This is a genomic window from Bradyrhizobium iriomotense (assembly GCF_018129405.1).
GTDB classification, from domain to species: domain Bacteria; phylum Pseudomonadota; class Alphaproteobacteria; order Rhizobiales; family Xanthobacteraceae; genus Bradyrhizobium; species Bradyrhizobium iriomotense_B.
The window spans coordinates 32,443-53,598 of record NZ_JAFCLP010000023.1; the positions used below are offsets into that span (position 1 = coordinate 32,443).

General features: G+C 61.9%; 26 protein-coding genes. 12 read left to right on the forward strand and 14 right to left on the reverse strand.

Annotation, left to right across the window (positions count from 1 at the left end; all coding sequences use genetic code 11):
- The first annotated feature begins 15 nt into the window (after nucleotides 1-15).
- Together JQ592_RS32435 and JQ592_RS32440 are read left to right on the forward strand one after the other, a co-directional pair.
- On the forward strand, nucleotides 16-918 hold the full coding sequence (locus JQ592_RS32435) for a LysR substrate-binding domain-containing protein (RefSeq protein WP_211406900.1): 903 nt from the start codon (nucleotides 16-18) through the stop codon (nucleotides 916-918).
- A gap of 79 nt (nucleotides 919-997) precedes the next feature.
- Nucleotides 998-1,234: a hypothetical protein gene (locus tag JQ592_RS32440; protein WP_211406796.1), complete on the forward strand. Its 237-nt coding sequence runs from the start codon at nucleotides 998-1,000 to the stop codon at nucleotides 1,232-1,234.
- Nucleotides 1,235-2,223: 989 nt separating this feature from the next.
- Here JQ592_RS32440 and JQ592_RS38430 read toward each other — a convergent pair.
- The 14 genes from JQ592_RS38430 to JQ592_RS32505 form a co-directional block, all read right to left on the reverse strand.
- A complete protein-coding gene (locus tag JQ592_RS38430) occupies nucleotides 2,224-2,352 on the reverse strand; it encodes a DUF2474 domain-containing protein (protein ID WP_128936325.1) in 129 nt (42 codons plus the stop codon).
- On the reverse strand, nucleotides 2,352-3,362 hold the full coding sequence (gene cydB / locus JQ592_RS32445) for a cytochrome d ubiquinol oxidase subunit II (protein ID WP_211406797.1): 1,011 nt from the start codon (nucleotides 3,360-3,362) through the stop codon (nucleotides 2,352-2,354). Before cydB ends, JQ592_RS38430 begins: the two co-directional genes overlap by 1 nt.
- The gene (locus JQ592_RS32450; RefSeq protein ID WP_211406798.1) at nucleotides 3,359-4,756 is read right to left on the reverse strand and encodes a cytochrome ubiquinol oxidase subunit I; all 1,398 of its coding nucleotides are present in this window, start codon (nucleotides 4,754-4,756) and stop codon (nucleotides 3,359-3,361) included. Before JQ592_RS32450 ends, cydB begins: the two co-directional genes overlap by 4 nt.
- 215 nt (nucleotides 4,757-4,971) lie before the next feature.
- Nucleotides 4,972-5,946 carry a 3-hydroxyacyl-CoA dehydrogenase NAD-binding domain-containing protein gene (locus JQ592_RS32455; RefSeq protein WP_211406799.1) on the reverse strand — a complete coding sequence of 325 codons (975 nt, stop codon included), beginning with the start codon at nucleotides 5,944-5,946 and terminating at the stop codon, nucleotides 4,972-4,974.
- Between the two features lie 22 nt (nucleotides 5,947-5,968).
- Entirely contained in the window at nucleotides 5,969-6,892 is a 924-nt protein-coding gene (locus tag JQ592_RS32460) for a 3-hydroxyacyl-CoA dehydrogenase (RefSeq protein WP_211406800.1), read from the reverse strand.
- Complete coding sequence (locus tag JQ592_RS32465; RefSeq protein ID WP_211406801.1) at nucleotides 6,889-7,083, reverse strand: enoyl-CoA hydratase/isomerase family protein; 195 nt, start codon at nucleotides 7,081-7,083, stop codon at nucleotides 6,889-6,891. The genes JQ592_RS32460 and JQ592_RS32465 overlap by 4 nt, the downstream gene beginning before the upstream one ends.
- Nucleotides 7,084-7,115: 32 nt before the next feature.
- Complete coding sequence (locus JQ592_RS32470; protein WP_211406802.1) at nucleotides 7,116-8,357, reverse strand: CaiB/BaiF CoA transferase family protein; 1,242 nt, start codon at nucleotides 8,355-8,357, stop codon at nucleotides 7,116-7,118.
- A gap of 41 nt (nucleotides 8,358-8,398) precedes the next feature.
- Nucleotides 8,399-9,205: an enoyl-CoA hydratase-related protein gene (locus JQ592_RS32475; RefSeq protein WP_211406803.1), complete on the reverse strand. Its 807-nt coding sequence runs from the start codon at nucleotides 9,203-9,205 to the stop codon at nucleotides 8,399-8,401.
- Nucleotides 9,206-9,263: 58 nt separating this feature from the next.
- A complete protein-coding gene (locus tag JQ592_RS32480; protein ID WP_211406804.1) occupies nucleotides 9,264-10,484 on the reverse strand; it encodes an acyl-CoA dehydrogenase family protein in 1,221 nt (406 codons plus the stop codon).
- 289 nt (nucleotides 10,485-10,773) lie between these two features.
- Nucleotides 10,774-11,721, reverse strand: a complete 948-nt coding sequence (locus JQ592_RS38805) for an AraC family transcriptional regulator (protein ID WP_349630513.1) — start codon at nucleotides 11,719-11,721, stop codon at nucleotides 10,774-10,776.
- A 121-nt stretch (nucleotides 11,722-11,842) separates the two neighbouring features.
- Nucleotides 11,843-12,337, reverse strand: a complete 495-nt coding sequence (locus JQ592_RS32490; protein ID WP_211406805.1) for a MaoC family dehydratase — start codon at nucleotides 12,335-12,337, stop codon at nucleotides 11,843-11,845.
- Nucleotides 12,338-12,445: 108 nt separating this feature from the next.
- Complete coding sequence (locus tag JQ592_RS32495) at nucleotides 12,446-12,823, reverse strand: hypothetical protein (protein WP_349630514.1); 378 nt, start codon at nucleotides 12,821-12,823, stop codon at nucleotides 12,446-12,448.
- Complete coding sequence (locus tag JQ592_RS32500; protein WP_211406806.1) at nucleotides 12,820-13,002, reverse strand: hypothetical protein; 183 nt, start codon at nucleotides 13,000-13,002, stop codon at nucleotides 12,820-12,822. The genes JQ592_RS32495 and JQ592_RS32500 overlap by 4 nt, the downstream gene beginning before the upstream one ends.
- A 142-nt stretch (nucleotides 13,003-13,144) precedes the next feature.
- Entirely contained in the window at nucleotides 13,145-14,041 is an 897-nt protein-coding gene (locus tag JQ592_RS32505; protein WP_211406807.1) for a LysR family transcriptional regulator, read from the reverse strand.
- Between the two features lie 225 nt (nucleotides 14,042-14,266).
- Between JQ592_RS32505 and JQ592_RS32510 the strand changes: the two genes are divergently transcribed.
- From JQ592_RS32510 to JQ592_RS32555, 10 genes are all read left to right on the forward strand, one after another.
- Nucleotides 14,267-14,416, forward strand: coding sequence for a hypothetical protein (locus JQ592_RS32510; RefSeq protein WP_211406808.1), 150 nt, complete (start codon nucleotides 14,267-14,269; stop codon nucleotides 14,414-14,416).
- On the forward strand, nucleotides 14,404-14,718 hold the full coding sequence (locus tag JQ592_RS32515) for a DUF1127 domain-containing protein (protein ID WP_211406809.1): 315 nt from the start codon (nucleotides 14,404-14,406) through the stop codon (nucleotides 14,716-14,718). The genes JQ592_RS32510 and JQ592_RS32515 overlap by 13 nt, the downstream gene beginning before the upstream one ends.
- Nucleotides 14,709-15,467, forward strand: a complete 759-nt coding sequence (locus tag JQ592_RS32520) for a sulfite exporter TauE/SafE family protein (protein WP_211406810.1) — start codon at nucleotides 14,709-14,711, stop codon at nucleotides 15,465-15,467. Before JQ592_RS32515 ends, JQ592_RS32520 begins: the two co-directional genes overlap by 10 nt.
- Before the next feature lie 104 nt (nucleotides 15,468-15,571).
- Entirely contained in the window at nucleotides 15,572-16,600 is a 1,029-nt protein-coding gene (locus JQ592_RS38440; RefSeq protein ID WP_246820835.1) for a helix-turn-helix domain-containing protein, read from the forward strand.
- A 124-nt stretch (nucleotides 16,601-16,724) separates the two neighbouring features.
- Complete coding sequence (locus tag JQ592_RS32530) at nucleotides 16,725-17,120, forward strand: hypothetical protein (RefSeq protein WP_211406811.1); 396 nt, start codon at nucleotides 16,725-16,727, stop codon at nucleotides 17,118-17,120.
- Nucleotides 17,121-17,132: 12 nt separating this feature from the next.
- Nucleotides 17,133-17,360: a hypothetical protein gene (locus JQ592_RS32535; protein ID WP_211406812.1), complete on the forward strand. Its 228-nt coding sequence runs from the start codon at nucleotides 17,133-17,135 to the stop codon at nucleotides 17,358-17,360.
- Nucleotides 17,361-17,389: 29 nt separating this feature from the next.
- Entirely contained in the window at nucleotides 17,390-19,444 is a 2,055-nt protein-coding gene (locus tag JQ592_RS32540; RefSeq protein ID WP_211406813.1) for an FUSC family protein, read from the forward strand.
- Complete coding sequence (locus JQ592_RS32545; RefSeq protein ID WP_211406814.1) at nucleotides 19,441-19,650, forward strand: DUF1656 domain-containing protein; 210 nt, start codon at nucleotides 19,441-19,443, stop codon at nucleotides 19,648-19,650. Before JQ592_RS32540 ends, JQ592_RS32545 begins: the two co-directional genes overlap by 4 nt.
- Nucleotides 19,647-20,090 (forward strand): DUF983 domain-containing protein, encoded by a 444-nt coding sequence (locus tag JQ592_RS32550; RefSeq protein WP_211406815.1) that lies wholly within the window; start codon nucleotides 19,647-19,649, stop codon nucleotides 20,088-20,090. Before JQ592_RS32545 ends, JQ592_RS32550 begins: the two co-directional genes overlap by 4 nt.
- Nucleotides 20,087-21,061, forward strand: coding sequence for an efflux RND transporter periplasmic adaptor subunit (locus tag JQ592_RS32555; RefSeq protein WP_211406816.1), 975 nt, complete (start codon nucleotides 20,087-20,089; stop codon nucleotides 21,059-21,061). Before JQ592_RS32550 ends, JQ592_RS32555 begins: the two co-directional genes overlap by 4 nt.
- Nucleotides 21,062-21,156: the final 95 nt, after the last annotated feature.

Sequence of the window (21,156 nt, forward strand, 5' to 3'; positions counted from 1 at the left end):
CAATTCGGAATATCTATGCAGCCGCCTCGCCGCTTTTTGCCGTCAACTGCCCTGCTCGCAGCGTTCGAAGCCGCGGCGCGGACAGGCAGCGTCACATTGGCGGCCCGCGAGCTTAGCCTCACCCAGAGCGCCGTCAGCCGGCAAATCAGGTTGCTGGAGGAGCAGCTCGAGGTCGAGTTGTTCGCCCGCGAGCGCCAGACGATCCGCCTGACGGCGGCGGGCGAAGCCTATGTGCGCGAAATCCGCGAGGCCCTGCGCAAGATCGGTACCGCATCGTTCAATCTGCGCGCCAACCCCAGAGGCGGCACGCTCAACCTTGCGATCCTGCCTACGTTTGGAACGCGGTGGCTTGCACCGCGGCTCCCCAAATTCCTCGCACTCAATCCGGGTGTCACCATCAATCTCGCGACACGCCTGTCGTATTTCGATTTCCGGACCGATACGCTGGATGCGGCAATCCACTTCGGACGACAGGACTGGCCCGGCGCAGAGATGGTCCTGTTGCGCTCGGAAGAGGTCATTCCCGCATGCAGCCCCGAGTTGGGAAAGCAACGCGGCTTTCGCTCAGCTGAAGATCTCAAGGCCACGACACTGCTCAGCATATCGACGCGGCCGACCGCCTGGGACCAGTGGTTCCTGGCGCAAGGCGTGCAGGCCGGATCGGGGCAAATCATGTATTTCGACCAGTTCGCAACGGTTGCCCAGGCGGCAATGGTCGGCATCGGCGTCGCGCTTCTTCCGACCTTTCTGATCGAGGATGAATTGGCCAGCGGCCGGCTCGTTCGCGCGCTCGACCTGCCGATGGAGAGCCCTGAACGGTATTATCTCGCGTGGCCGCCGGAGCGCTCGACCCATCCGCCCCTTGTCGCATTTCGAGACTGGCTGCTGGCTGAAACCGCCGACTATCGCGACATATGAGGAGAGTTATCCGGTCTACGTCTCGGCGCGAGCGAAGCCCCGCGACGATCCGGCGAAGATCGCAAGAGATCGTAGATTTGTGCCAGAAGCCGCGGTGCTTGAGAGCGGCGGCGGGGCGCAATGGCACTTCCGGACCGACCCCTCCAATACCAAGGCGTCGACCCGCGACGACCTCAACAACCTCGGCAGATACAGAGGTCTCCTTGTGGTCTCACCTTCCGACGCCTCAGCGGACGAAATGATCGCCGGCGATCTCAAGACTGCTGAGGATTTCGGCGCGAACGTCGTCGAGGTGGTGACGGCTGTCAAAGGCTGATCACCGGACGTGTGGTGGACATGCAGACATCGATCCGTCGATTTCTGCGCACCGGCGATTACGACGTACTGTCTCCCAACAAGGCGATTTCGAACGCAATGCGCGAGTTGCACCTACAGCTACTGCAATCCCCGCAGGACTGAGAGGCAGCGGTGTATCGCCGCCGCGCGGCCGCGAAAATCAAAATCACGCACGGGTGTTCGCCCCAGTGGTGACCATGAGAATCGATCAGAGGCCGTTCCGGATGTCTCAATGAGCCATCCCTCGCGTCGAAATTTCTATCGGCCACGTCTAGGAAATCAAAGGATTACGCTGGATATGGTAGCGGGGGAGGGACTCCCTACCAATAGTCAAAATTCCTGAGCAAAATCAATCAAAACGCATCATATGGCGCGGACTGTATCGTGTGTCGGTGGTACAGAAACAGCAGGATGGACGCAAGCTCTGCAGGCCAGCCAAAGGCGGTCAGGCTAAGAGCATTTGTCATTGTCCTCAGCCTTCGCCGTTGCGGCACACGAAGCGGCAACGGCGAGAACGGCACACGGAACATGGGGTGCGCGCGCGCAGCCGGTCCGTCCCTTTGGCTGTGGCGAACCGGCATGATCTCGCAGAATTGACGATCAGTCTGCTGGAGGACAACATGCCTCTTCCGAATCCGGCACGCCTTCTGGGGTTGTCGCTATCTTCCATTCAACTCGGCGACTATACCGAGCCGCAACTGGATTTCGGAATTTAAGGCGCGTCTTCAGACATCCGATCCTAGTTCACGCTGCCGAGATGTCTCCTGTATGCCTAAGAGCAGCTACATCGACCATCATTCGAGGTCCGCGTTGGGCCAAGTTCATAACCTGCCAGCTGCGACGGCTCATGTGCAAAATGGACGAGCGCAAATCCGCCTGCCATTCCATCGCAGGACCCAATAAACGAGCCGCCTCATTGAAAATCTCGCAGCAATCTTTCACCCCCGGATCCCTCGTTCACAACCTACGTTATTTTGGAGCGATCCAGAGCCGCAAGGCGAGCGAAATCAGCGCCACCGTGCCGACGCCACCGAGCCAGAGTGCTACGAACCACAACAGGCGTTGCGCGAGCGGGCGCGGATTCCGATCGGGTGGCATCAATGATACCCGCTTTCAGGCCGTACCTTGCCACGAAACACCCAATAGGCCCACGCGGTATAACCGAGGATCAGCGGGATCAGCACGGAGACGCCGAACAGCAAGAAGATCTGGCTATTCGGCGGCGCGGCCGCCTGCCAGATCGTGATGCTCTGCGGCACGATGAAGGGATACATGCTGATGCCAAGCCCGGCATAGGACAGCGCGAACAGTGCAAGCGACAGAAAGAATGGCTGGTAATCGTATTTGTTCGTGAGCGCGCGGAGCAGCAGTGCGGTGACAGCAGCGACCGCGATCGGCACTGGCGCGGTGAAGATGATATTCGGCCAGGTGAACCAGCGATGCGTGTATTGCAAATGCAGGAATGGCGTTGCGATGCTGACCGCAACGATCGCCCCCAACATCGCGATCAACAATAGCCAGCTCAGACGATAAGCGCGGTCGCGCAAGCTCCCCTCGGTCTTCATCACGAGCCAGGTCGCGCCGAGCAGCGCATAGCCGATCAGGAGCGACACGCCGGTGAGGATCGAGAACGGCGTCAGCCAATCCCACCAGCCGCCCGCATAATGTCGCGCCTCGACATGCACGCCCTGCAGGATGGCCCCGAGCGCGATGCCCTGCGCCAGCGCCGCAAGCCACGATCCGCCGGCAAAGGCGAGGTCCCAGGGATTACGTTCTCGTTGCGTGCGCCAGCGGAATTCGAAGGCGACGCCGCGGAAGACGAGCGCGATCAGCATCGCGATCATGGGCGTATAGAGCGCGGGCAGCAGCACGGAGTAGGCGAGCGGAAATGCCGCCATCACGCCGCCGCCGCCGAGCACGAGCCAGGTTTCATTGCCGTCCCATACCGGCGCCACGCTGATCATAATCACGTCGCGGTCGGCTTTCGCCGGAAACAGCGGAAACAGGATGCCGAGCCCGAGGTCAAAGCCGTCCATCACCACATAGACGAACACGGCAAAGGCGATGATGAACGCCCAAATTGTTGCGAGGTCGATGGCGAGGCTCATTGGGTCACCCCTTCGATCGCAGGCGTGATGCCCGCCGTACGTGTCGGCACCTCGTGGGGCGGTCCCGCTTCACCGGCGTGCGGGGGCTGCGACATCAGCCGCAACAGATAGGTCACGCCGGCGGCATACACGACGAAATAGACGATGACAAAGGCGAGCAGTGAGGAGCCGATGGCAGGGGCCGCCAGAGGTGAGGCGGATTCAGCAGTCCGTAGCAGATTGTACACCGTGAAAGGTTGCCGCCCGGTCTCGGTGGTGATCCAGCCCGCGAGCACGGCGATGAAGCCGGCCGGTCCCATCAGAACCGCAAAGACATGCAACAGCCGCGAGTCGAACAACGTGCCACGCCAGCGGCACCAGAGGCTGAACAGGCCGAGGCCGAACATCAGGAAGCCCATGCCGACCATGATGCGGAACGACCAGAAGGTGATCGGCACCGGTGGCCAGTTTTCACGTGGCACGGTGTCGAGGCCGGGCATCGGCGCATTCGGCGAATGTTTCAGGATCAGCGAGCCCATCTTGGGAATCTCGAGGGCGTACTTGACCCTGCCTTGCCGCTGGTCGGGCAGGCCGAACAGGATCAGCGGCGCGCCGTCAGGATGGCTTTGGTAATGGCCTTCCATACCCATGATCTTCACGGGCTGGTGCTCAAGCGTGTTGAGGCCGTGCTGGTCGCCAGCGAGAATCTGGATCGGCGCCACCAAGGCGGCCATCCACATTGCCATGGAGAACATCACGCGGGGGCCAGCGATATGTGGGTCGCGCAGAAGATGAAACGCGCCCACGGCGCCGACCACCAGCGCCATGGTGAGGTAGGCCGCCAGCACCATATGCACGAGGCGATATGGAAACGACGGATTGAAGATCACCTCGAGCCAATCAGTTGGAATGAACTGGCCGTCGGCGTTCACCGCATAGCCAGTTGGGGTCTGCATCCAGGAATTGGAGGAGAGGATCCAGAACGCCGAGATCAGCGTGCCGATCGCGACCATCAGTGTCGCCAGGAAATGCAGCCGGGGGCCGACGAGCTTGAGGCCGAACAGCATCACGCCGAGGAAGCCGGCCTCGAGAAAGAATGCGGTGAGCACCTCGTAGGCCATCAGCGGACCGATCACAGGGCCAGTCTTGTCGGCGAAGGCCGACCAGTTGGTCCCGAACTGGTAGGCCATCACGATGCCCGACACGACGCCCATACCGAAGGCGACCGCAAAGATTTTGAGCCAGTAGTTGAACAGGTTGAGGAAGACCTCGCGTCCGGTCAAAAGCCACCGCGCTTCCAGCACCGCGAGGTAACTTGCGAGCCCGATCGAGAACGCGGGGAACACGATGTGGAACGACATCGTGAAAGCAAATTGTGCGCGGGCGAGCGCGACCGCATCCCATCCTTCGAACATGACGCACCTCTATCTTCGACCCTGCACGTTCCCTTTCGGAATCTCGAACACAACGCACGTTGTCGTCGCATGCGCGATCAGCCGGTCTTTTACATCGGTGATGCCACGCGTCATGCCGGACCCGATGCACTTATCATTCTTCAGAAAGGGGGTTGCCGGGTCAAGCCCGGCAACGACAAATGCAACTACGCTCGCTTGGCTTCGGATCGTCCGCGCTACTCGGCCGCGACCTTGTGCGGGGAGACCGTCTTCCGACGGTTGTTGCGGAGTTCGAGGAGACCGAGCAGAATCTCGTCCCGCTCCGCCTCCAGCTCCTCGATGCTGCGCGATCCGACCTCGGCATGAACGCCGTCGATCAGCTTCTTCTGGACCCCGGGAGTGAGCGCGGGCGAGCCGAGGGTCTTCCACGATGCGCTCAACGGACCGGCAAACTGGTGAAGGAAATGCTCGATGCCGCCCTGGCCGCCGCCGAGATGGTTGAGCATCATGTTGCCCATGATGCCCCAGCGCAGGCCTGGGCCCCAGGACAAGGCGTCGTCGACGTCGGCAGCGCTCAGCACATCCTCGGCAATAAGGTAGTAGACTTCTCGCGCCAGTGCGCCCTGCAGGCGATTGGCGACATGGCCCGGCATTTCCTTGTTGAGCCGTACCGCCTTCTTGCCGATCGACTTGTAGAAGGCGATCGCACGCTGGATCGTCTGCTCCGAGGTCCTGGTCCCGCCGACGACCTCGACCAGAGGGATCAGGTGCGGCGGATTGAAGGGGTGACCGATGACGCAACGCTCCGGATGCAGTGTCGCGCCCGACTGGATGTCGCTCATCTTGATCCCAGATGAGCTCGACGCGATGATCACGTCCGGCGGCAGCAGCTCGTCGAGCTGCTTGTACAGTTTCTGCTTGAACTCCAGCCGCTCGGGTCCGTTCTCCTGGACGAGGTCGACACCGGTGACCGCTTCGGCCATGTCGGCCGTGAACTTCAGCTTCGCCTGCGATGCGCCAGGGGACAGGCCCAGCCGTTCGAGCGCCGGCCAGGCCGACTTCACGAACTTCCGCAGCGCGGACTCTGCATCGGGCGCGATGTCCGTCGCGACGACTTCGAGTCCCTTGGCGAGGTACTGCGCGGCCCAGCTCGCGCCGATCACGCCGGTGCCGATGATTGCGACGCGACGAATGGGTTTGATATTGGTCATGGGTATGCTCCAATGCTGGTTGTCAGACTTCGACGTATGCGACGCCGGTGAGATTTCCCTGGGCGGCGAGAAGCATCCGCTTCCCGGTCCCGTCGAGCTTCGCCGCATAGAGCGAGCCGGCGAAATCGGTCACGAACATGCGGTTGCCCGGAACATCCAGCGCGATGCCAATCCCTTCCATCAGGTCCGAGACCACGATCTGCGGCACGTTCTGCGCGGGCTTCGCGTCGATGGGCGCACGGTTCACCGTGTTGCCGCGCGGGGGATTGCCGCGGTCGGTCCAGTAAAGGACGCGATGGTCCAGATCGATTTCGAGATCGATCGGCTCGGGAAGCCCGTTGAAGAACACCTCGATGTCGCTGCGGTCAGCCGCCGTCTCGCCCTTCGGGATCTCGATCCCGGCGCGCAAGATTCGTCCGACTTCGGCGTTATCGCCGCCCTTCTGTGTCCAGTAGATCTGCCGCCGTTCGACGTCGACGGCGATCCCAACGCACCATCTGGACTGATCGCGGCGGTCGTTTTCGCCCTGGCCGGTCTCGACGAGCGTCTCGATCCGCGAGCCGTCGAGATTGGCGCGCATGACTCGCATGCCCTCGCGGTCGGACCAGTACAGCTTGCCGTTCGCCTCATCGAGATGCAGCTGCTTCGGCGTAAATGTGCCGCCAGGCGCGACGATGAACCTGCGATTGCTGCCATCGAGGTCGGCGCGTTCGATCGAGCCGTCGTTCCGGCTGGGAACGCCCATATTGGTCCAATAGACGTGACCGGCTGCCACGTTGACGACGATCCCGTCGGGATGCGGACAGTCGGCCGCGATGACGTGGGGATGCGAGCCGTCCGGATTCATCGACAGGACCCGCCCGCCGCTCAAGTCGAGGAGAAACAAGCGGCCGGATCGGGTCGCGCCCGATACGCCTTTTGTCTGCGTGGCATGGAGTACGGTCATGGTCTGTCCTTTTGTGTCGCTTCGCCGGCGCCGTGCCAGAGCACGACGCGGATGTCCTCGTCCTTGTCGGCTTCCCTGAAGATGCCGGTGAGGCTCGTGTACATGCCGGCCGTCATCGCGTTTTTCTGCGCTGGGCGATTGAGCTCGACCCGCAAGATGCCGCCGGAACGCTCGGTGATGATGGCGCTCATTGCGTGCTTCCTTTTCGATGGTCTGTCGGCTGTCAGACCGCGTTTTCCTGCTTGCGCGGTGGCGCCGCCTTCGCGATGGCGCCGTTTTCGCGCAGGTTGATGATACTGTTGGCGTCGAAGCCGAGTTCGCGAAGGATCTGCTCAGTATGCTCGCCGAGGTCGGGCGCGCGCTGGGCCGGAGCCTTGGTGACGCCATGCACCGTGATCGGGCTCGAGATCGTCGAGGTCAGCTTGCCGCCGGCGCCGTTGAGCGGAACGACGATATCGTTGGCCGCGAGCTGCGGGTCGTTGACGACTTCCTGCGGCCCGCGCACTTCGCCGAAAGTGACGTTCACGCCGGAAAACACTTCATGCCAGTGCGCCATCGGCTTGGCGCCGAAAACCTCGTCGAAGATTGCCGTCAGTTGCGGCATGTTCGCGACCAGCTGCGCAGGATCGGAAAAGCGCGAGTCGGTCAGCAGGTCGTGCCGGCCCATTGCATTCACGACGGGAACAACCTTGTCCGGCGTCACGATGAGGACGAACCACGTGCCGTCGGCGGAACGATAGACGTTCGCCGCAGCATTGGCCGGATGCGTGCGATCGTGCATCGGCGGAAACTTGGCGCCGGCGAGAGCTGCCTGAATGGAAACGCTCGCAGACCACACGCCTTGGGCCAGCAGCGACGTCGTGACATAGGAGCCTTTGCCGGTACGCTCGCGCCGGTACAGGGCGGTGACGATCGCCGCGTAGAGACCGACGGCCGTGGCATTGTCGCCGCTGCCACCCACCGGCCAGGTCGGCGGCGCGCCGGCATCGCGCGTCATCGACAAAAGGCCGCTGCGCGCCCAGTACGAGGTGATGTCGAAACCCGGCAGTTCGGCGTCCGGCCCGTGCTCGCCGAAGCCCGTGAGGTCGGCATAGATCAGGCGCGGATTCCATCCCGCCACGTCATCATATTCGAGCTTCAGCTTCTTCCGTGCATGGTGCGGCGTGTTGACGATGAAGACGTCGGCCCAGTTGGCGAGCTCGAAGATGATCTGCTGCGCGCCCTGTGACTTGAGATCCAGCGCGAGGCTGCGCTTGTTGCGGTTGGCGAGATGCCACTGATACGGATCGTGGGCGTTCGGCTGGAATGGCACCTTGTGCCCATTGCGCCAGGGGTCGCCGTGCGGCGGCTCGACCTTGATGACATCTGCGCCGAAGTCGGAGAGGATCACGGCCGCACCCGGTGCGGCGACGAAGCTCGAGAAGTCAACGACTTTCAAGCCCGAGAAGATGTTGTCGTTTACCATTGGTCGCTCCTGCGTTCGATCTGGTTTGCTGGATTGCAATCTCAGCGGCCGTGAAATTGCGGCGCGCGCTTCTCGAGGAAGGCCGACGTGCCTTCCTTCTTGTCCTCCGTGCCCGCGCACAGCCCGAAATAGGACGCTTCGAGGGCGAGGCCTTCGCTCTGGCTGGTCTCCATTCCCTTGTTGGTGGCATCCAGCGCGAACTTGACGGCGAGCGGCGCGTTGGCGGCGATCTCGCTCAGGATCGCTTCTGCGCGCGGGATCAGGTCGGACGCGGGGACGATCTCGTTGACCAGCCCGACGCGGTAAGCCTCCTGCGCACTGATCAGTCCGCCTGTCAGAATGAGCTGGAGAGCCCGGCCCTTGCCGACGAGACGCGGCAGCCGCTGCGTGCCGCCACCACCCGGAAGCAATCCGCGCTTCACCTCCGGCTGGCCAAACTTCGCGTGCTCCGCCGCGATGCGGATGGTGCAGGCCATCGCGGTCTCGCAGCCGCCGCCGAGCGCAAAGCCGTTGATCGCCGCGATCACCGGCTTGCCGAGATTCTCGATGAGATCGAGGACCTGCTGTCCGAAGCGGCTGGACCGCTCGGCCTCGATCGCAGTCGCTTGCGCCAAACCGCTGATATCGGCGCCGGCGATGAAGGCTTTGTCGCCTGCTCCGGTCAGGATGACGCCGCGCACGGTCGGGTCGCTTTTTGCATTCTCGAATGCGGTCGACAGGTCCTGCCAGGTTGCTACGTTGAGAGCGTTGAGCACCTTGGGTCGATTGACCGTTACATAGGCGATCACGCCCCGTGTCTCGTAGAGGACATTCGCAAGCGGCGGCGCGGCAACTGCTGATGCTGACATGTTGATCGATCCTGGCTGAGGGATGGGCCGGCAGCCGAGTGCCGGCCCGTTCGTGACATCAGACGAAAGCACTGAACCCGGTGATCGCCTTGCCGACGATCAGGTTCTGCATCTGGTAGGTGCCTTCGTAGGAATAGATCGCTTCGGTGTCGGCAAAGAAGCGCGCGACGTTGTAGTCGACCACGATCCCGTTGCCGCCCAGCACCTCGCGGGCCCAGGCGACCGTTTCCCGCGCCTTGCTCGTGCAGAACGCCTTGACGATTGCTGCCTGCGCGTCCGTCAGCTTGCCTTGGCTTTCCAGCTGCACCGCACGGGCCAGCATGGATTGACAGGCCACGATGTTGCCCAGCATCTTCGCCAGCAGCTCCTGGATGAGCTGGAACGAGGCAATCGGCTTGCCAAACTGCAGGCGCTCCTGCGCGTATTTGAGGGCATTCTCGTAGGCCCCCATCTGGGCCCCGGTGATCTCCCAGCCGACGCCATGCCGTGTGCCGCGCAGCACCAGCGCGGGATCGCGGAACGTCCCCTTGCCGCCCTGCAGACGGTTCGCATCGGGCACGCGGCAGTCGGTGAGCGTGATCTGGCCGTTCTGCACGACCTTCAGCGCAATCTTGTTCCCGATCTTCTCGACGCTGAAACCGGGCGTCGTCTTGTTCTCGACGATGAAACCCTTGACCTGGTTGTCGGCCACGTCGCGTGCCCAGACGATCGAGATGTCGCACCAAGGCGCGTTGCCGATCCAGCGCTTCTGGCCGTTGAGGATCCAGGTGTCGCCGTCACGCTTCGCCGTGGTCAGGAGACCGGCACCGGCGCCTGAGCCCACCAGCGGCTCGGTCAGCGCGAAGCAGCCGACCTTTTCCATGCGCGCCATCGGCGGCAGCCATTTCTGCTTCTGCTCCTCGCTACCCGCGAGGTAAATGGATTCCATGGCGAGCCCGGTGTGAACACCATGGAAGGTGCAGAACGAAACGTCGGTGCGCGCGATCTCCAGGGCGACCAGGGCGACCAGCAGCGGGCTTCCGCCCGGGCAGCCGTAACCGTTGATGCCGATCCCGGCGATGTTCAGATCCTTGTATGACGGGAGCAGCTCGAACGGGAATGAGTCCTCGACCCAGTGCTTGTTGATGATGGGAGCGACCTTCGTCTCCATGTAGGCGCGCACCTTCTTGACGATCGCCCTCTCCTCGTCGCCCAGCGTGTCAGCGAATTGAAAGAAGTCGGCGTTCGGCGGAGGAAGCTGTTTCGGTCCCGAAGGTTTCAGTGCAGCAGCGGTGGCCATTTCGATCTCCATTTCGATGTGGGGCCTGCGACTGCAGCAGGCGTCTCGTTCCAACGCATCGAACATAGGGAAGCGGCCCGCAGGCGGCTTTGCATCGCGTGCTGTCGTTTTGTCATTTGTTGCTGGCGAGCGAGGCGGCAGACGCAGATGCGGGATAATGGCCGCGCCCTACTCAAGACGATCTGAGGTGATGGCTGGGTTTGGAAAATGCCGAACGTGCCGCGCGACCATGGCGTATTTCAATTATTCAGATCACCAAGCAGGACGGCTAGTCTCAGTGACCGTGGTATTACGATCGGAATACCTGACGAAACTGACCGGGCGCATGGCCTGTTGCTTGCCGGAATGCGCGCGTGAAGCTGGCTTGGTCGGAAAAGCTGAGCGCCAGCGCAATATCCGCCAACGATCGCTCACCCTGCGTCAACAAGGCTTTCGCACGATCAAGGCGTCTGGCGCTGACGTAACGATGAGGAGGTTGCCCGACGGCTTGCTTGAAGGCACGGGAAAAATGGTATCGGCTCAGGCAAGCAATGGATGCCATGAGATCGAGGGTGAGATCCCCTTCCAGGTTCGTTTCGATGTAATCCAGCACACGCTGGAGTCTGCGTCGATCGAGCGCTCCCCTTGCCAGAGGGAAAATGGCCTGGCCGGTCGAATGCCTGATGTGTTTTTGCACCAACCTCGCCGCCAGACTGGATGCGAGGCCTTCGATGAGCAGGCTCCCGGCAGAGGTTTCAGCCTCCAGCTCCGATGCGACTGCACATCCGATCTCGGCCAGCAACGGATCTTCGAAAGCACTTTCGTAGCCTAACGCTCCGACTACCGACCGATCGATGTTGATATCGAGGTTGCCCGGAGAGAAGTGGCTGAGTGGAAGATAGATGTGCAACACTCCGCTCATATCTTCGGCGATATCAATCGAACCTTCCTGCAAGCCGGCAGGAGAGAGCCAAACTGTGCCTCGCCTTACGACGATCCGGCTTTCGATGCCTGGGGCCCGCCGCTCGATGAACGATTTATTGCCGCGGACATCGACGCACATCCTGATCTCGGATTGCGGGGTCTTCCAAGGGAACACCGCTTTACCGACGCTGCACAATTGGGCCGACAGGCCCGACCAGCCTCGGTTGCTTGAGGTTGAAGCCAGATTGACGGGACCATGCTTCCCCCAAAAATCGTGGTACGGCCACGACTCATTGCGGCCCGCGTCAGCCTGTTGCTCCTGTCGAATTTCCACGACGCGCTCCTGCAAAGTTGACCTCAACGTTGCTCGCCCTCTGGGATCCGGGAGATCGCCGCCGTCAGACAGGCGACATTTCTATTCTTGCCTGATGTTCGCTTTGCAGGTCGATTTTCGCTCACGCCGCGATTTTGCACAGAACAACAAGCTTGGCCTTTTGAATCAGAACAACGTCGCCGCGTTGGTTCACCGTCCGGCTGAGAAGGACGATCGTTCCGCGGTCGGGCCTCGAGCGTGACGGCGTGACTTCAACGACTTCGCTTTCGACATGGAGCACGTCGCCGGGACGGACCGGTGCCGCCCAGCTCACCTCGCCCCCGGCGCCGACGAAGCCGCCGGCGAGTGGCGGACCGCTCTCGACGTTCAGACGCATCGTGATCGCGGCGGTGTGCCAACCGCTCGCCGCCAGGCCCTTGAAGAACGTCCGCTCGGCGGCGTGCTCGTCCGTATGGAAGGGTTGCGGATCGAACTGAAGAGCGAATGCCTTGATCTGCGCTTCGTCGAGCCGGTACGTTCCGGTGGTGAAGCGTTGTCCGACGTGAAGGTCGTCGAGATAGAGCTGATCTGCTGGGATTTGGCTTGCAGACTCGCGGCTCGCTTGGACCATGGTCATGTCGGCCTCCTCAGGCTGCGATGCTGAAGGCGATGAAGATGGATGGTGGACATGTGCAGTTTCCCTGGCTGCGCTCCGCTTAGTGAGCGCAGCCGTTCGAGTCGAAGTTCAGTTCGAGGCTGTGTTCGATTTGCGAACCAGCACGCTGTCACCTTCCCGGCTGATCTCGATCACGCCCGCCGGCTGCGGCGTCGAGAGGAGCAGGCGCTGACCAGGCGTGAGAAGAGATACGACGCGGACCGGTGTTCCTGTCTCGCCTTGCGCCAGAGTGGCGACCACGCGAAATCCATCGCGCTCGACAGTGTAGTAGGCGACCCCCGATATCCCGCCGAGGTTGATGCTCTTGGCCTCGATGGGACGCAGCCCTTCTGCGTGGGCGGCCGTCAGAGAAGCGATACCGAATGCGGCGGCGAAAAGCGTGTTGCGGATTGACATGACGATTTCTCCTAATGATTGACGATCGAACACCGCGAAGTCGTTGATCACGACAACGGTTCGCCGCCCCGATGAATCCAGGTTCCGTTGATGACGATTGGTGCGTTGTCGGGCTGCCCGCTGACAGGATCGGCCGGCGGGAACACACTCTCGTAGATCGCGCGGGCTTCTCGTATCAGGCGGAGCCGTTCGCGCTCGGCCTTCGGGATAAATTGGATAACTTCACCCATATTCGCCTCCAGTTCGTGACGCCGTTATCAGGCAGGTCGTGACTGGGAGGTGGGGCGAAAGGCCTGGGCCAACAGGCGGGGAAATCGGGAGTCATCCTTCCGGAATTTGGAAGCCCGACGGCGGAGCTCGCATTTTCGCGGTCTACTCCGCGAAAACCCGCTTCAGCCGCGGCGCCGCAAAGTCCAGGAACGCTCTGACTTTGATCGGCAGAAACCTGTTGGCCGTGTAGACGAGATTAACCGGCATTGACGGTGGCTGGAATTCATCCAGCAAGGTCGTCAATGTTCCTGCTTCCGGACCGGCCTCGAGTTGGTAAGCAAAGGCGATGGAAATTCCCACGCCTGCGCGGGCTGCCGTACAAGCCGCTTCCGCGCTGCCGACGGTGAGCCGCGTATGCACCGGCGCCGCGATGGTCCCCTTGCCTTTGACGAATGTCCAGACATCGGGGGGCGCGAAGCCGGGATAGCTGATGCAATCGTGTCCGGCCAAATCTTCCGGCGTGCGCGGCGTTCCGCGAGCCGCCAGGTAGGCGGGACTGGCGCACACCACGCGGCGCGTCCTGCCGAGCCGTAGCGCGACCAGGCTCGAATCCGGCAACTCGCCGATGCGCACCGCGACATCGATTTGCTCCTGGGCCAGGCTCAGCTTCTGATCGGTGGGGATCATCCTGACCTTGATGTCCGGATAGGCCTTGAGGAAGTCCGCGACGATCGGCATCAGAATGATACGCCCAAGGCTCAGCGGAGTCGTCACCGCCAGCTCGCCTGTCGGCGTGGTATACTCACCGGAGGCGGTACGCTCCGCTTCGAGCACATCGGTGAGAATGCGTTTGCAAGCCGCAACGTAGGACGTGCCCGCATCCGTCAGCACCAGCTGCCGGCTCGATCGGTTGAAGAGCTTCGTCCGCAGGTGAGCCTCGAGCTCGGATACGTTGCGACTGACTGTTGTGAGTGGCGTTTTCAATCGCCGCGCCGCCGCGGACAAGCTGCCCTGCTCGACCACGGTCAGAAAGGTCGACATCGCTTCCAGGCGATCCATCGAATCCCCTTCCATAATTCGGGAGGATACCTTCCGATTTTGCCATATCGCCCCGGTCGGCGGAAGACGACATCGCTTGGTGACCGGTTGCCCATATCGAGCGAACCTTCCGCTGCCTGGAAGGACCCTTTCCACCTATGGCCCTTCCTCAGGCGGGCTCTCCAATCGATCTCCTTGGATGATGGCGTGAGAAGCGCCGTCCTCAACACTGACAAGGAGAGTTCAATGACAACGCATCTCGAATCCTATCGGTACGAAATCCAGTACAGCGACGACGCCGACTTCGTCACGTATCAGCGCAGGTCGAGCGACGGCGTCTGGCAGACGGTTTCGACGTGGATGATTCCAAATTCGGCGGATGAATGCCTGCGATAGTCTCGACGATCATCCTTCCTGCTGCCATCAAGGGGGCCGGGATCGCGTTTCGGCTGCTTGCCGGCGCTTGCGCGAGGTTCGCGGACTACCTCGGCCGGCGGACCGCCATTGCCTGCCTTCACGATCTCGACGACCGCGCCCTGCGGGACATCGGCATCCGCCGTTTTCAGATCGAGGCCGCCGTCGACGGTCTCATCACATTCTCTGCGCAAGCGGACGAAGAGATGCTGACCGCCGCGGCGGTCACGATTTCACGCGAGCGCCGGCGCGCGCCAACCCTGGAGCCGGCGCCATGGAGCTGACCGTCGCCACGATCCTGGTCACTTTTGCCGGCGTATTCCTCATCTGCTTCATGAAGGGCGCGTTTGGCGGCGGATTCTCGATTGTGGGCATTCCGCTGTTGTCGCTCGTGATGGATCCGGTCACCGCCGGCGGCCTTCTCGCGCCATTGTTCATCGCGATGGACGTGTTCGCCCTTCGCTACTGGAAGCCGTCGACCTGGTCGAAGCCGGATCTTCTGCTGCTGTTACCGGGTCTCGTGACCGGCATTGGATTCGGATATCTGCTGTTCCGCTTCCTGGATCACCGCGCCATCGCGATCGCGATGGCCGCGATCACCTTGATCTTTGTCGCTCTGTGGCTTGTTGCAGGCGCGGAGGTGACGGCAAGTCCACGCTCAACGCCGAAGGCGATCACTGCAGGTTTGGCCTCGGGAGTCACGACGATGGTAGCGCATTCGGGCGGACCGCCGCTCGCGATGTATCTGCTGCCCCTCGGCCTCAGCAAGGAGGTCTACGCAGGAACGACCAGCCTGTTCTTCACTGTCGGCAACGCGACCAAGGCCGTGCCGTGGCTCTTGCTGGTGAAGCCGACAGCAAAGGTCTGGACGTTGATGGCGATTTGCCTGCTCGCCATTCCCGCTGGCGTGTGGTCGGGTTGGCGGCTTCACGGAAGCCTGGACCAACGTCAGATCTATCGGGTCTGCTACGGATTGTTGGTCGTGACGGCGCTGAAATTATTATGGGATGGAGTTTCCGGCTACCTCATGTGAACCAGTTGTTGGCGCTGTCTGGTGTGGGACTCGCAAACCCTAACAGCCTCTAACAACCGATAACGAGCAAATTGCGCCGCCTGTGCCAAGTTAGCTTCGCAACAATGATGAATGCGATCCTGGAGCGCCAGATGGAGATGCAATCAGAGCAGCCGGCCGCCGCAGGCCACTATGAGCAGTGGCCGCACCGCGGCGTTTGGGAGCAGGATTGTCCAGGCAAGCTGCTGCAATCTTCGGCGGATCGAGGCTGGTCCGGCCTGACGGCCGAATTGTGCACTGCTAAAAGAGGGGTTGGCCCGTGGAGGACCCCACAATCCGAAATCCGGATTTGCGTCGCCACCCGGAGCAATCAAACGATTCTCACGCGGCGGGCGCCAGGCATCGAAAGTCAAATAGTCGCCGGGCGAGGTACGGTTTGGCTCTCTCCTCCCGGCTTGCAGGAGGGTGTAGTCGATTTCGCTGAAGATCTGCCGGAATTCTTGCACATCTATCTTCCGCTAAGCCACTTCTCGTCGAGCAATTTCGATAACGAGACCGATGAATCCGCAATCGGCGCGCTGAGCTACGAAACGGCTTTCGAAGATCCGCTGCTGGCCGAGATCGGATTTGCCGTCGCCTCCGAGCTAAAGATTGAAACTTCCGCCGGCAATCTGCTCGTCGAAGCCCTCGCATCCAGTCTGGCGGCGAGGTTACTTCAAAGGCGGCCCAGCACATCGCACACTCAGCTTTTTCCTCGCCGCACGCACCACGGGCTCGATCGGCGCAGACTCATTCGTGTGCTGGACTACATTGATGCGAACCTGGAAGGCGATCTCAGCCTCGAATGTATGGCAACGATCGCGTGTCTAAGCAGATACCATTTTGCGCGAGCCTTTCGACAAGCCGTCGGAGAATCTCCCCATCGCTACGTCAGTGCCAAGCGCCTGGAGCGCGCGAAAGCCCTGTTGATACGTAGCGATCGGCCCTTGGTGGACATCGCGTTGGCGCTCAACTTTTCCAGCCAAGCCAATTTCACGCGAGCCTTCAAGCAGGCAACCGGGCAGGCGCCAGGTCAATATCGTCAAACGGCGGGATCACAAGCATCCAAATCCTCTCTGACGAATGTCAGGCAGTCGCTTTCGATTTTTGCCTGAACCTGCTTATCGCTTGCGCGCCAGCCGGCAGCAACAAATGACAAGACGAGAGCACGCGATGCAAAGCACGCGGGACGTCGTCCGACTATCTTCGCCATGGTAAGTCGCTGAGAGACCGCTTGCCATGCCGATACGTCAGTACTTCGTGTGGGTCGGATGCGCCCTGCTCCTGTCGCTGTTTGCAGCCGATTGGTTTCTTCCAACGCCTCCTGCTCATTCGCATTCCACGATCGCTCCCAGCGAACAGGCCAATTTGCGCATCCGTTCGGATCACAAATGGCCGGAACGGGTGGTGTTCGACACCGCGCATGCGGCGGTGTCGCTCGCTGCCGGGTCCGGCCCGGAGCCGAACGTCGTTCACGAAGACCCTCCTCTGACCGCGCAGCGCAGTCCACTCGATGCGTTCGCGGAAGAGGCTCCGGCCACCGTGCCGACAGCAACAAATGAAAACGGATCGGCAATCCGGGCAAAGCCGCGGCGGCCCAGAACTCGTATGACCAGTGCAGCCAAAACCGATTGATCGGGAGCTGACATGAAAGACGTTCTGTGCCTCGCCGTGTTCGCTGGCAAGATTCTGTGCCTCGTGATGTTCGTGAACGTCGTGAAACCCGACGTCATCGGCATCCTCCAGACGTCGGCGGATTCTGTTGACTGCAGGGAACGTTCAGGACTGCGGGAATGCGCCTCGAACCTGTTTGCAACAGCTTCGCTGCCCGACGCGAAGTCATGCATCGACCATAGAAACTTCGCTCACTGCTGACGCAACGGTCCGCCGATGCCGCAATTGCCATGACCCAAGGTGCCTCATTCCGGGACCGACATGCCGCCCTCATCTTCGCGCTGCGGACCTTTGCAGCGGCGATGCTGGCGTTCTCGATCGCGCTGCTGCTGGACATGCCGCGTCCCTATTGGGCCATGGCGTCGGTCTACATCACTTCCAACCTGTTCACGGGAGCGACCACCTCCAAGGCCGTCTACCGCATTCTGGGCACACTGATTGGCGGGGCAGGAACCATCGTGCTGGTTCCGAACCTCGTCAATGCGCCGGAGCTGCTCAGCCTCTGCATCGCGCTGTGGGTCGGCATCTGCCTGTATCTTTCGCTGATCGACGGCACGCCACGCAGCTACGTCTTCATGCTGGCCGGCTACACCGTGGCGCTGCTCGGATTTCCCATCGTCTCGACGCCCCAGGCGGCCTTCGATATCGTGGTTTCCCGCGTGCAGGAGATCACGCTCGGAATCGTCTGCGCGAGCGTCGTCGCGATGCTCGTGCTGCCGCGCAGCGTGGCCTCCGCAGTCACCACACAAACCGATGCATGGCTCGCCGGCGCGCGCCGGCTCGCCGCGGACGTCCTGACGGGCCGCGGCAGCGATCAGGAGCGTGACAGCGAACGCATGCGTCTTGCCGCTGCGGCCTCCGAAATCGACCAGCTTGGGCGCCGTCTCGGCTATGAGGCGACCGCTTCTGCAAATACCGGGCGAGCGCTGCAGCGCCTCCGGCAGCATATGCTATCGCTGCTGCCGCTGCTCGGATCGATCGAAGACCGCAAGCTGTCTCTCAACTGGCATGAAGAGGCGGCTGCACGCGTTGCCTCCATGTGCACGAGAATAGCGGCATGGCTCAACGCGGGCGGGCGCGATGGGCAGGAAGCCGATGCGTTGCGCACGGCGCTCGATGAAATACGACCGGTGCTGGGCGCAGATGCCGACTGGTCCGACATTGCGATCTCTGGTCTCGTTGTCCGGCTTCGCAACCTTGTCGACGTCATGCAGGATTGCCGGCTCCTGCGCGAGGCCATCTCCGAGGGGCGCAATCCCGAATCGCTTCCACTCGCCTTCTCTCCTGGCGGATTGGCTGTTGCCATCCCGCATCGCGACTACTGGTCCGCGCTCCTGGCGGCCGGGTCCGTGGCCCTTGCGGTACTGTCCTGCAGTTGCTTGTCCATTGCGACTGGTTGGTCGGACGGGGTTGCGGCTCCGCTCTTCGCCGCCGTCGTCGGCAGCTTTCTGGCGGGCGTGGACGATCCGCTTCCGGCGTTCCGCAATTTCTACGGCGTGTTCCTCGTCGTTATCGCCGTCCATGGCATCTACCTGTTTGGCGTGTTGCCGCGGATTACGACTCTCGAGGTGCTCATTGTCGCTTTGATGCCGACTTTCCTTTTATTCGGCTGGATGGCTGCGCGGCCCGCGACCGCACGCCTCGGCGCCATACTTGCCATCTATCTCTCGGTGCAACTGGCGTTGACCGAGACCTATTCGGCGGACTTTACCTCCTATGCCAACTCCAGCATTGCGCTGATGCTGGGCGTGGCGCTGACCGGCGTGACCTGCGGCATCGTTCGCCTGGTCGGGGCTGACTGGATCGCTAACCGATTGCTGCGAAGCAATTGGACCACGCTTGCATCAGTCGCCGAGCGCAGGTCGGATCAAGATCCCTTTGCGCTTGCCAGTCTCATGCAGCATCGCCTCGCCCTGCTTGCTGCGCGTATCACCGTCGTTCCTGCCGATGCAAGGAGCGGCGCAGCCAATCTTCGCCAGCTGCGGACGGCGCTCAACATTGTCGGCGTGAGGCGCGCAAGCTTGGGCCTGTCACGCTGCACAAGAGCGGCCGTCGAAGCCTTTTTCGCCCGCCTTGCCCCGATTTGCAGGACCCATACGGCGGGGCCGCTTCCAGATGGCCTCATCGGACAGCTCGATAGCACCATCGCACTGACGTTGCAGGAACCCTCCAGCGAAGCCCGCGATCACGTGCTGATCGGCCTCACCGGCGTTCGGTCCGGGCTCTTTCCGGAGTCGCCGGCCTATCAACCACAGCAAATCGAACCTGGGACGATCGCCGCATGAATTACCAACTTGACCTTTTCGGCGTGCTCGTTCCGACGCTCCTGCTCTGGAGCGTGGTTGCCTACGTGCTTGCGCGCCTCGTCAGCAAGCTGATTGCTCGTATCGGCCTCTATCGATGGATTTGGCATCCCGCACTCTTCGATTTCGCGCTTTTCATCTGCCTGGTCACAGGCCTGGTCCTCGGCTCCACGGAGTTATTCTCATGACAGCACCCGTTTCGTTCCAGAAAGCGTTATGGCACGGGTTCAGGATGAAGTGCCCGAACTGCGGCCAGGGCCGTCTGTTCGGCCGCTTTCTCAAGGTGGTCGGCAACTGCGAGGTTTGTGGCGAAGATTACACGCCGCAACGCGCAGACGACCTTCCAGCCTATCTGGTGATCGCTGTCGTCGGCCACCTCGTCGTCCCGGCGCTTCTTGCCGTCGAGATGGCCTATTCACCTCCGGCCTGGCTTCAATTGCTGATCTGGCTCCCCGTCACCGGGCTTTCGGCGTTCTTTCTGCTGCAGCCCGTGAAGGGGACAATTGTTGGCCTGCAATGGCAGACCGGCATGCACGACTTCGAGGCCGCCAAACGCCGCCGGGATCGAGATGCCCCTGATGGCGTCACGCCCGTTCCTCACCTCGCCTCCAAGGAGTTGGTGTCATGAAAGCCCTTGTCAATTCGCTGCGTCCTTTCGCGCTGACGGGTCTCATCGTGCTGGTCGCGCTTTGGGCCGGTTACAAGCTGTGGGATTACTACTTTGATGCGCCATGGACCCGTGACGGACATGTGCGGGCCGACGTGGTGCCCGTGGCTCCCGATGTTTCCGGCTTTGTGAGCGAGGTTCTGGTTCGGGACAATCAGCAAGTACAAAAGGGCGACGTGCTCTTCCGGATCGACCGGGCGCGCTATGAAATCGCGCTCAAGCAGGCAGAGGCGGTACAGGAAGGCAAGCGCGCAACGCTCGACAATGCCAATGCCGATCTGAAGCGCTACAGTGCGCTGACGCCCGGCCTCGTGGTTTCCACGCAGCGGATGGACCAGGTCGTCGCCATCCAAGGCTCGGCCCAGGCGGCCTATGACCAGGCCGTCGCGGACGTTGCCCTCGCGAAGCTCAACATCGAACGCAGCGAGGTGCGGGCTTCGGTCGGCGGCATTGTCACCAACAACGAGCTGCGGCCGGGCGCCTACCTCACCCCCGGAAAGGGCGTGATGGCGCTGCTCGATACCGACACCCTGCACGTCCAGGGCTACTTCGAGGAAACCAAGCTGCAGCGCATCCATGTCGGCGATCCCGTCAACGTGCGGCTGATGGGAAGCAGCCGTGCGTTGCTGGGCAAGGTCGAGAGCGTTGCAGCCGGTATCGAAGACCGCGACCGCAGCAACGGCTCGACCCTGCTTGCCAACGTCAACCCGACCTTCAACTGGGTGCGGCTGGCGCAACGTGTCCCGGTCCGGATCGCGCTGGACGGCTCCGAGCGAAACGAACTCGTTGCGGGCGCCACCGCGACCGTCGAGGTGCTCGGCTCCGGATCACGCAGCTATGCGACCGCAGCCAAAAACGAACGCAGGACGACACAGCCCTCCAGCTGCCACATGGCGCGAACCGCGATCGCGGTCGTCCCCTCGTGCGGCTGAAAGCTGATCAGATAAAGGCTCTATCAAGATGTTGGTAGCGTTTCTTGCAATGCTGAGCACGGGCATCTTCGCGGCCCATATTCTCGAGGCGCTGC

Bases quoted from the DNA above. Each gene is read 5' to 3' on its own strand.
- JQ592_RS32435 (WP_211406900.1), top strand. From the start codon at position 16: ATGCAGCCGCCTCGCCGCTTTTTGCCGTCAACTGCCCTGCTCGCAGCG.
- JQ592_RS38430 (WP_128936325.1), bottom strand. From the start codon at position 2,352: ATGCCACCCGATCGGAATCCGCGCCCGCTCGCGCAACGCCTGTTGTGG.
- cydB (WP_211406797.1), bottom strand. From the start codon at position 3,362: ATGAGCCTCGCCATCGACCTCGCAACAATTTGGGCGTTCATCATCGCC.
- JQ592_RS32450 (WP_211406798.1), bottom strand. From the start codon at position 4,756: ATGTTCGAAGGATGGGATGCGGTCGCGCTCGCCCGCGCACAATTTGCT.
- JQ592_RS32455 (WP_211406799.1), bottom strand. From the start codon at position 5,946: ATGACCAATATCAAACCCATTCGTCGCGTCGCAATCATCGGCACCGGC.
- JQ592_RS32460 (WP_211406800.1), bottom strand. From the start codon at position 6,892: ATGACCGTACTCCATGCCACGCAGACAAAAGGCGTATCGGGCGCGACC.
- JQ592_RS32465 (WP_211406801.1), bottom strand. From the start codon at position 7,083: ATGAGCGCCATCATCACCGAGCGTTCCGGCGGCATCTTGCGGGTCGAG.
- JQ592_RS32470 (WP_211406802.1), bottom strand. From the start codon at position 8,357: ATGGTAAACGACAACATCTTCTCGGGCTTGAAAGTCGTTGACTTCTCG.
- JQ592_RS32475 (WP_211406803.1), bottom strand. From the start codon at position 9,205: ATGTCAGCATCAGCAGTTGCCGCGCCGCCGCTTGCGAATGTCCTCTAC.
- JQ592_RS32480 (WP_211406804.1), bottom strand. From the start codon at position 10,484: ATGGCCACCGCTGCTGCACTGAAACCTTCGGGACCGAAACAGCTTCCT.
- JQ592_RS32490 (WP_211406805.1), bottom strand. From the start codon at position 12,337: ATGACCATGGTCCAAGCGAGCCGCGAGTCTGCAAGCCAAATCCCAGCA.
- JQ592_RS32500 (WP_211406806.1), bottom strand. From the start codon at position 13,002: ATGGGTGAAGTTATCCAATTTATCCCGAAGGCCGAGCGCGAACGGCTC.
- JQ592_RS32505 (WP_211406807.1), bottom strand. From the start codon at position 14,041: ATGGATCGCCTGGAAGCGATGTCGACCTTTCTGACCGTGGTCGAGCAG.
- JQ592_RS32510 (WP_211406808.1), top strand. From the start codon at position 14,267: ATGACAACGCATCTCGAATCCTATCGGTACGAAATCCAGTACAGCGAC.
- JQ592_RS32515 (WP_211406809.1), top strand. From the start codon at position 14,404: ATGCCTGCGATAGTCTCGACGATCATCCTTCCTGCTGCCATCAAGGGG.
- JQ592_RS32520 (WP_211406810.1), top strand. From the start codon at position 14,709: ATGGAGCTGACCGTCGCCACGATCCTGGTCACTTTTGCCGGCGTATTC.
- JQ592_RS38440 (WP_246820835.1), top strand. From the start codon at position 15,572: ATGATGAATGCGATCCTGGAGCGCCAGATGGAGATGCAATCAGAGCAG.
- JQ592_RS32530 (WP_211406811.1), top strand. From the start codon at position 16,725: ATGCCGATACGTCAGTACTTCGTGTGGGTCGGATGCGCCCTGCTCCTG.
- JQ592_RS32535 (WP_211406812.1), top strand. From the start codon at position 17,133: ATGAAAGACGTTCTGTGCCTCGCCGTGTTCGCTGGCAAGATTCTGTGC.
- JQ592_RS32540 (WP_211406813.1), top strand. From the start codon at position 17,390: ATGACCCAAGGTGCCTCATTCCGGGACCGACATGCCGCCCTCATCTTC.
- JQ592_RS32545 (WP_211406814.1), top strand. From the start codon at position 19,441: ATGAATTACCAACTTGACCTTTTCGGCGTGCTCGTTCCGACGCTCCTG.
- JQ592_RS32550 (WP_211406815.1), top strand. From the start codon at position 19,647: ATGACAGCACCCGTTTCGTTCCAGAAAGCGTTATGGCACGGGTTCAGG.
- JQ592_RS32555 (WP_211406816.1), top strand. From the start codon at position 20,087: ATGAAAGCCCTTGTCAATTCGCTGCGTCCTTTCGCGCTGACGGGTCTC.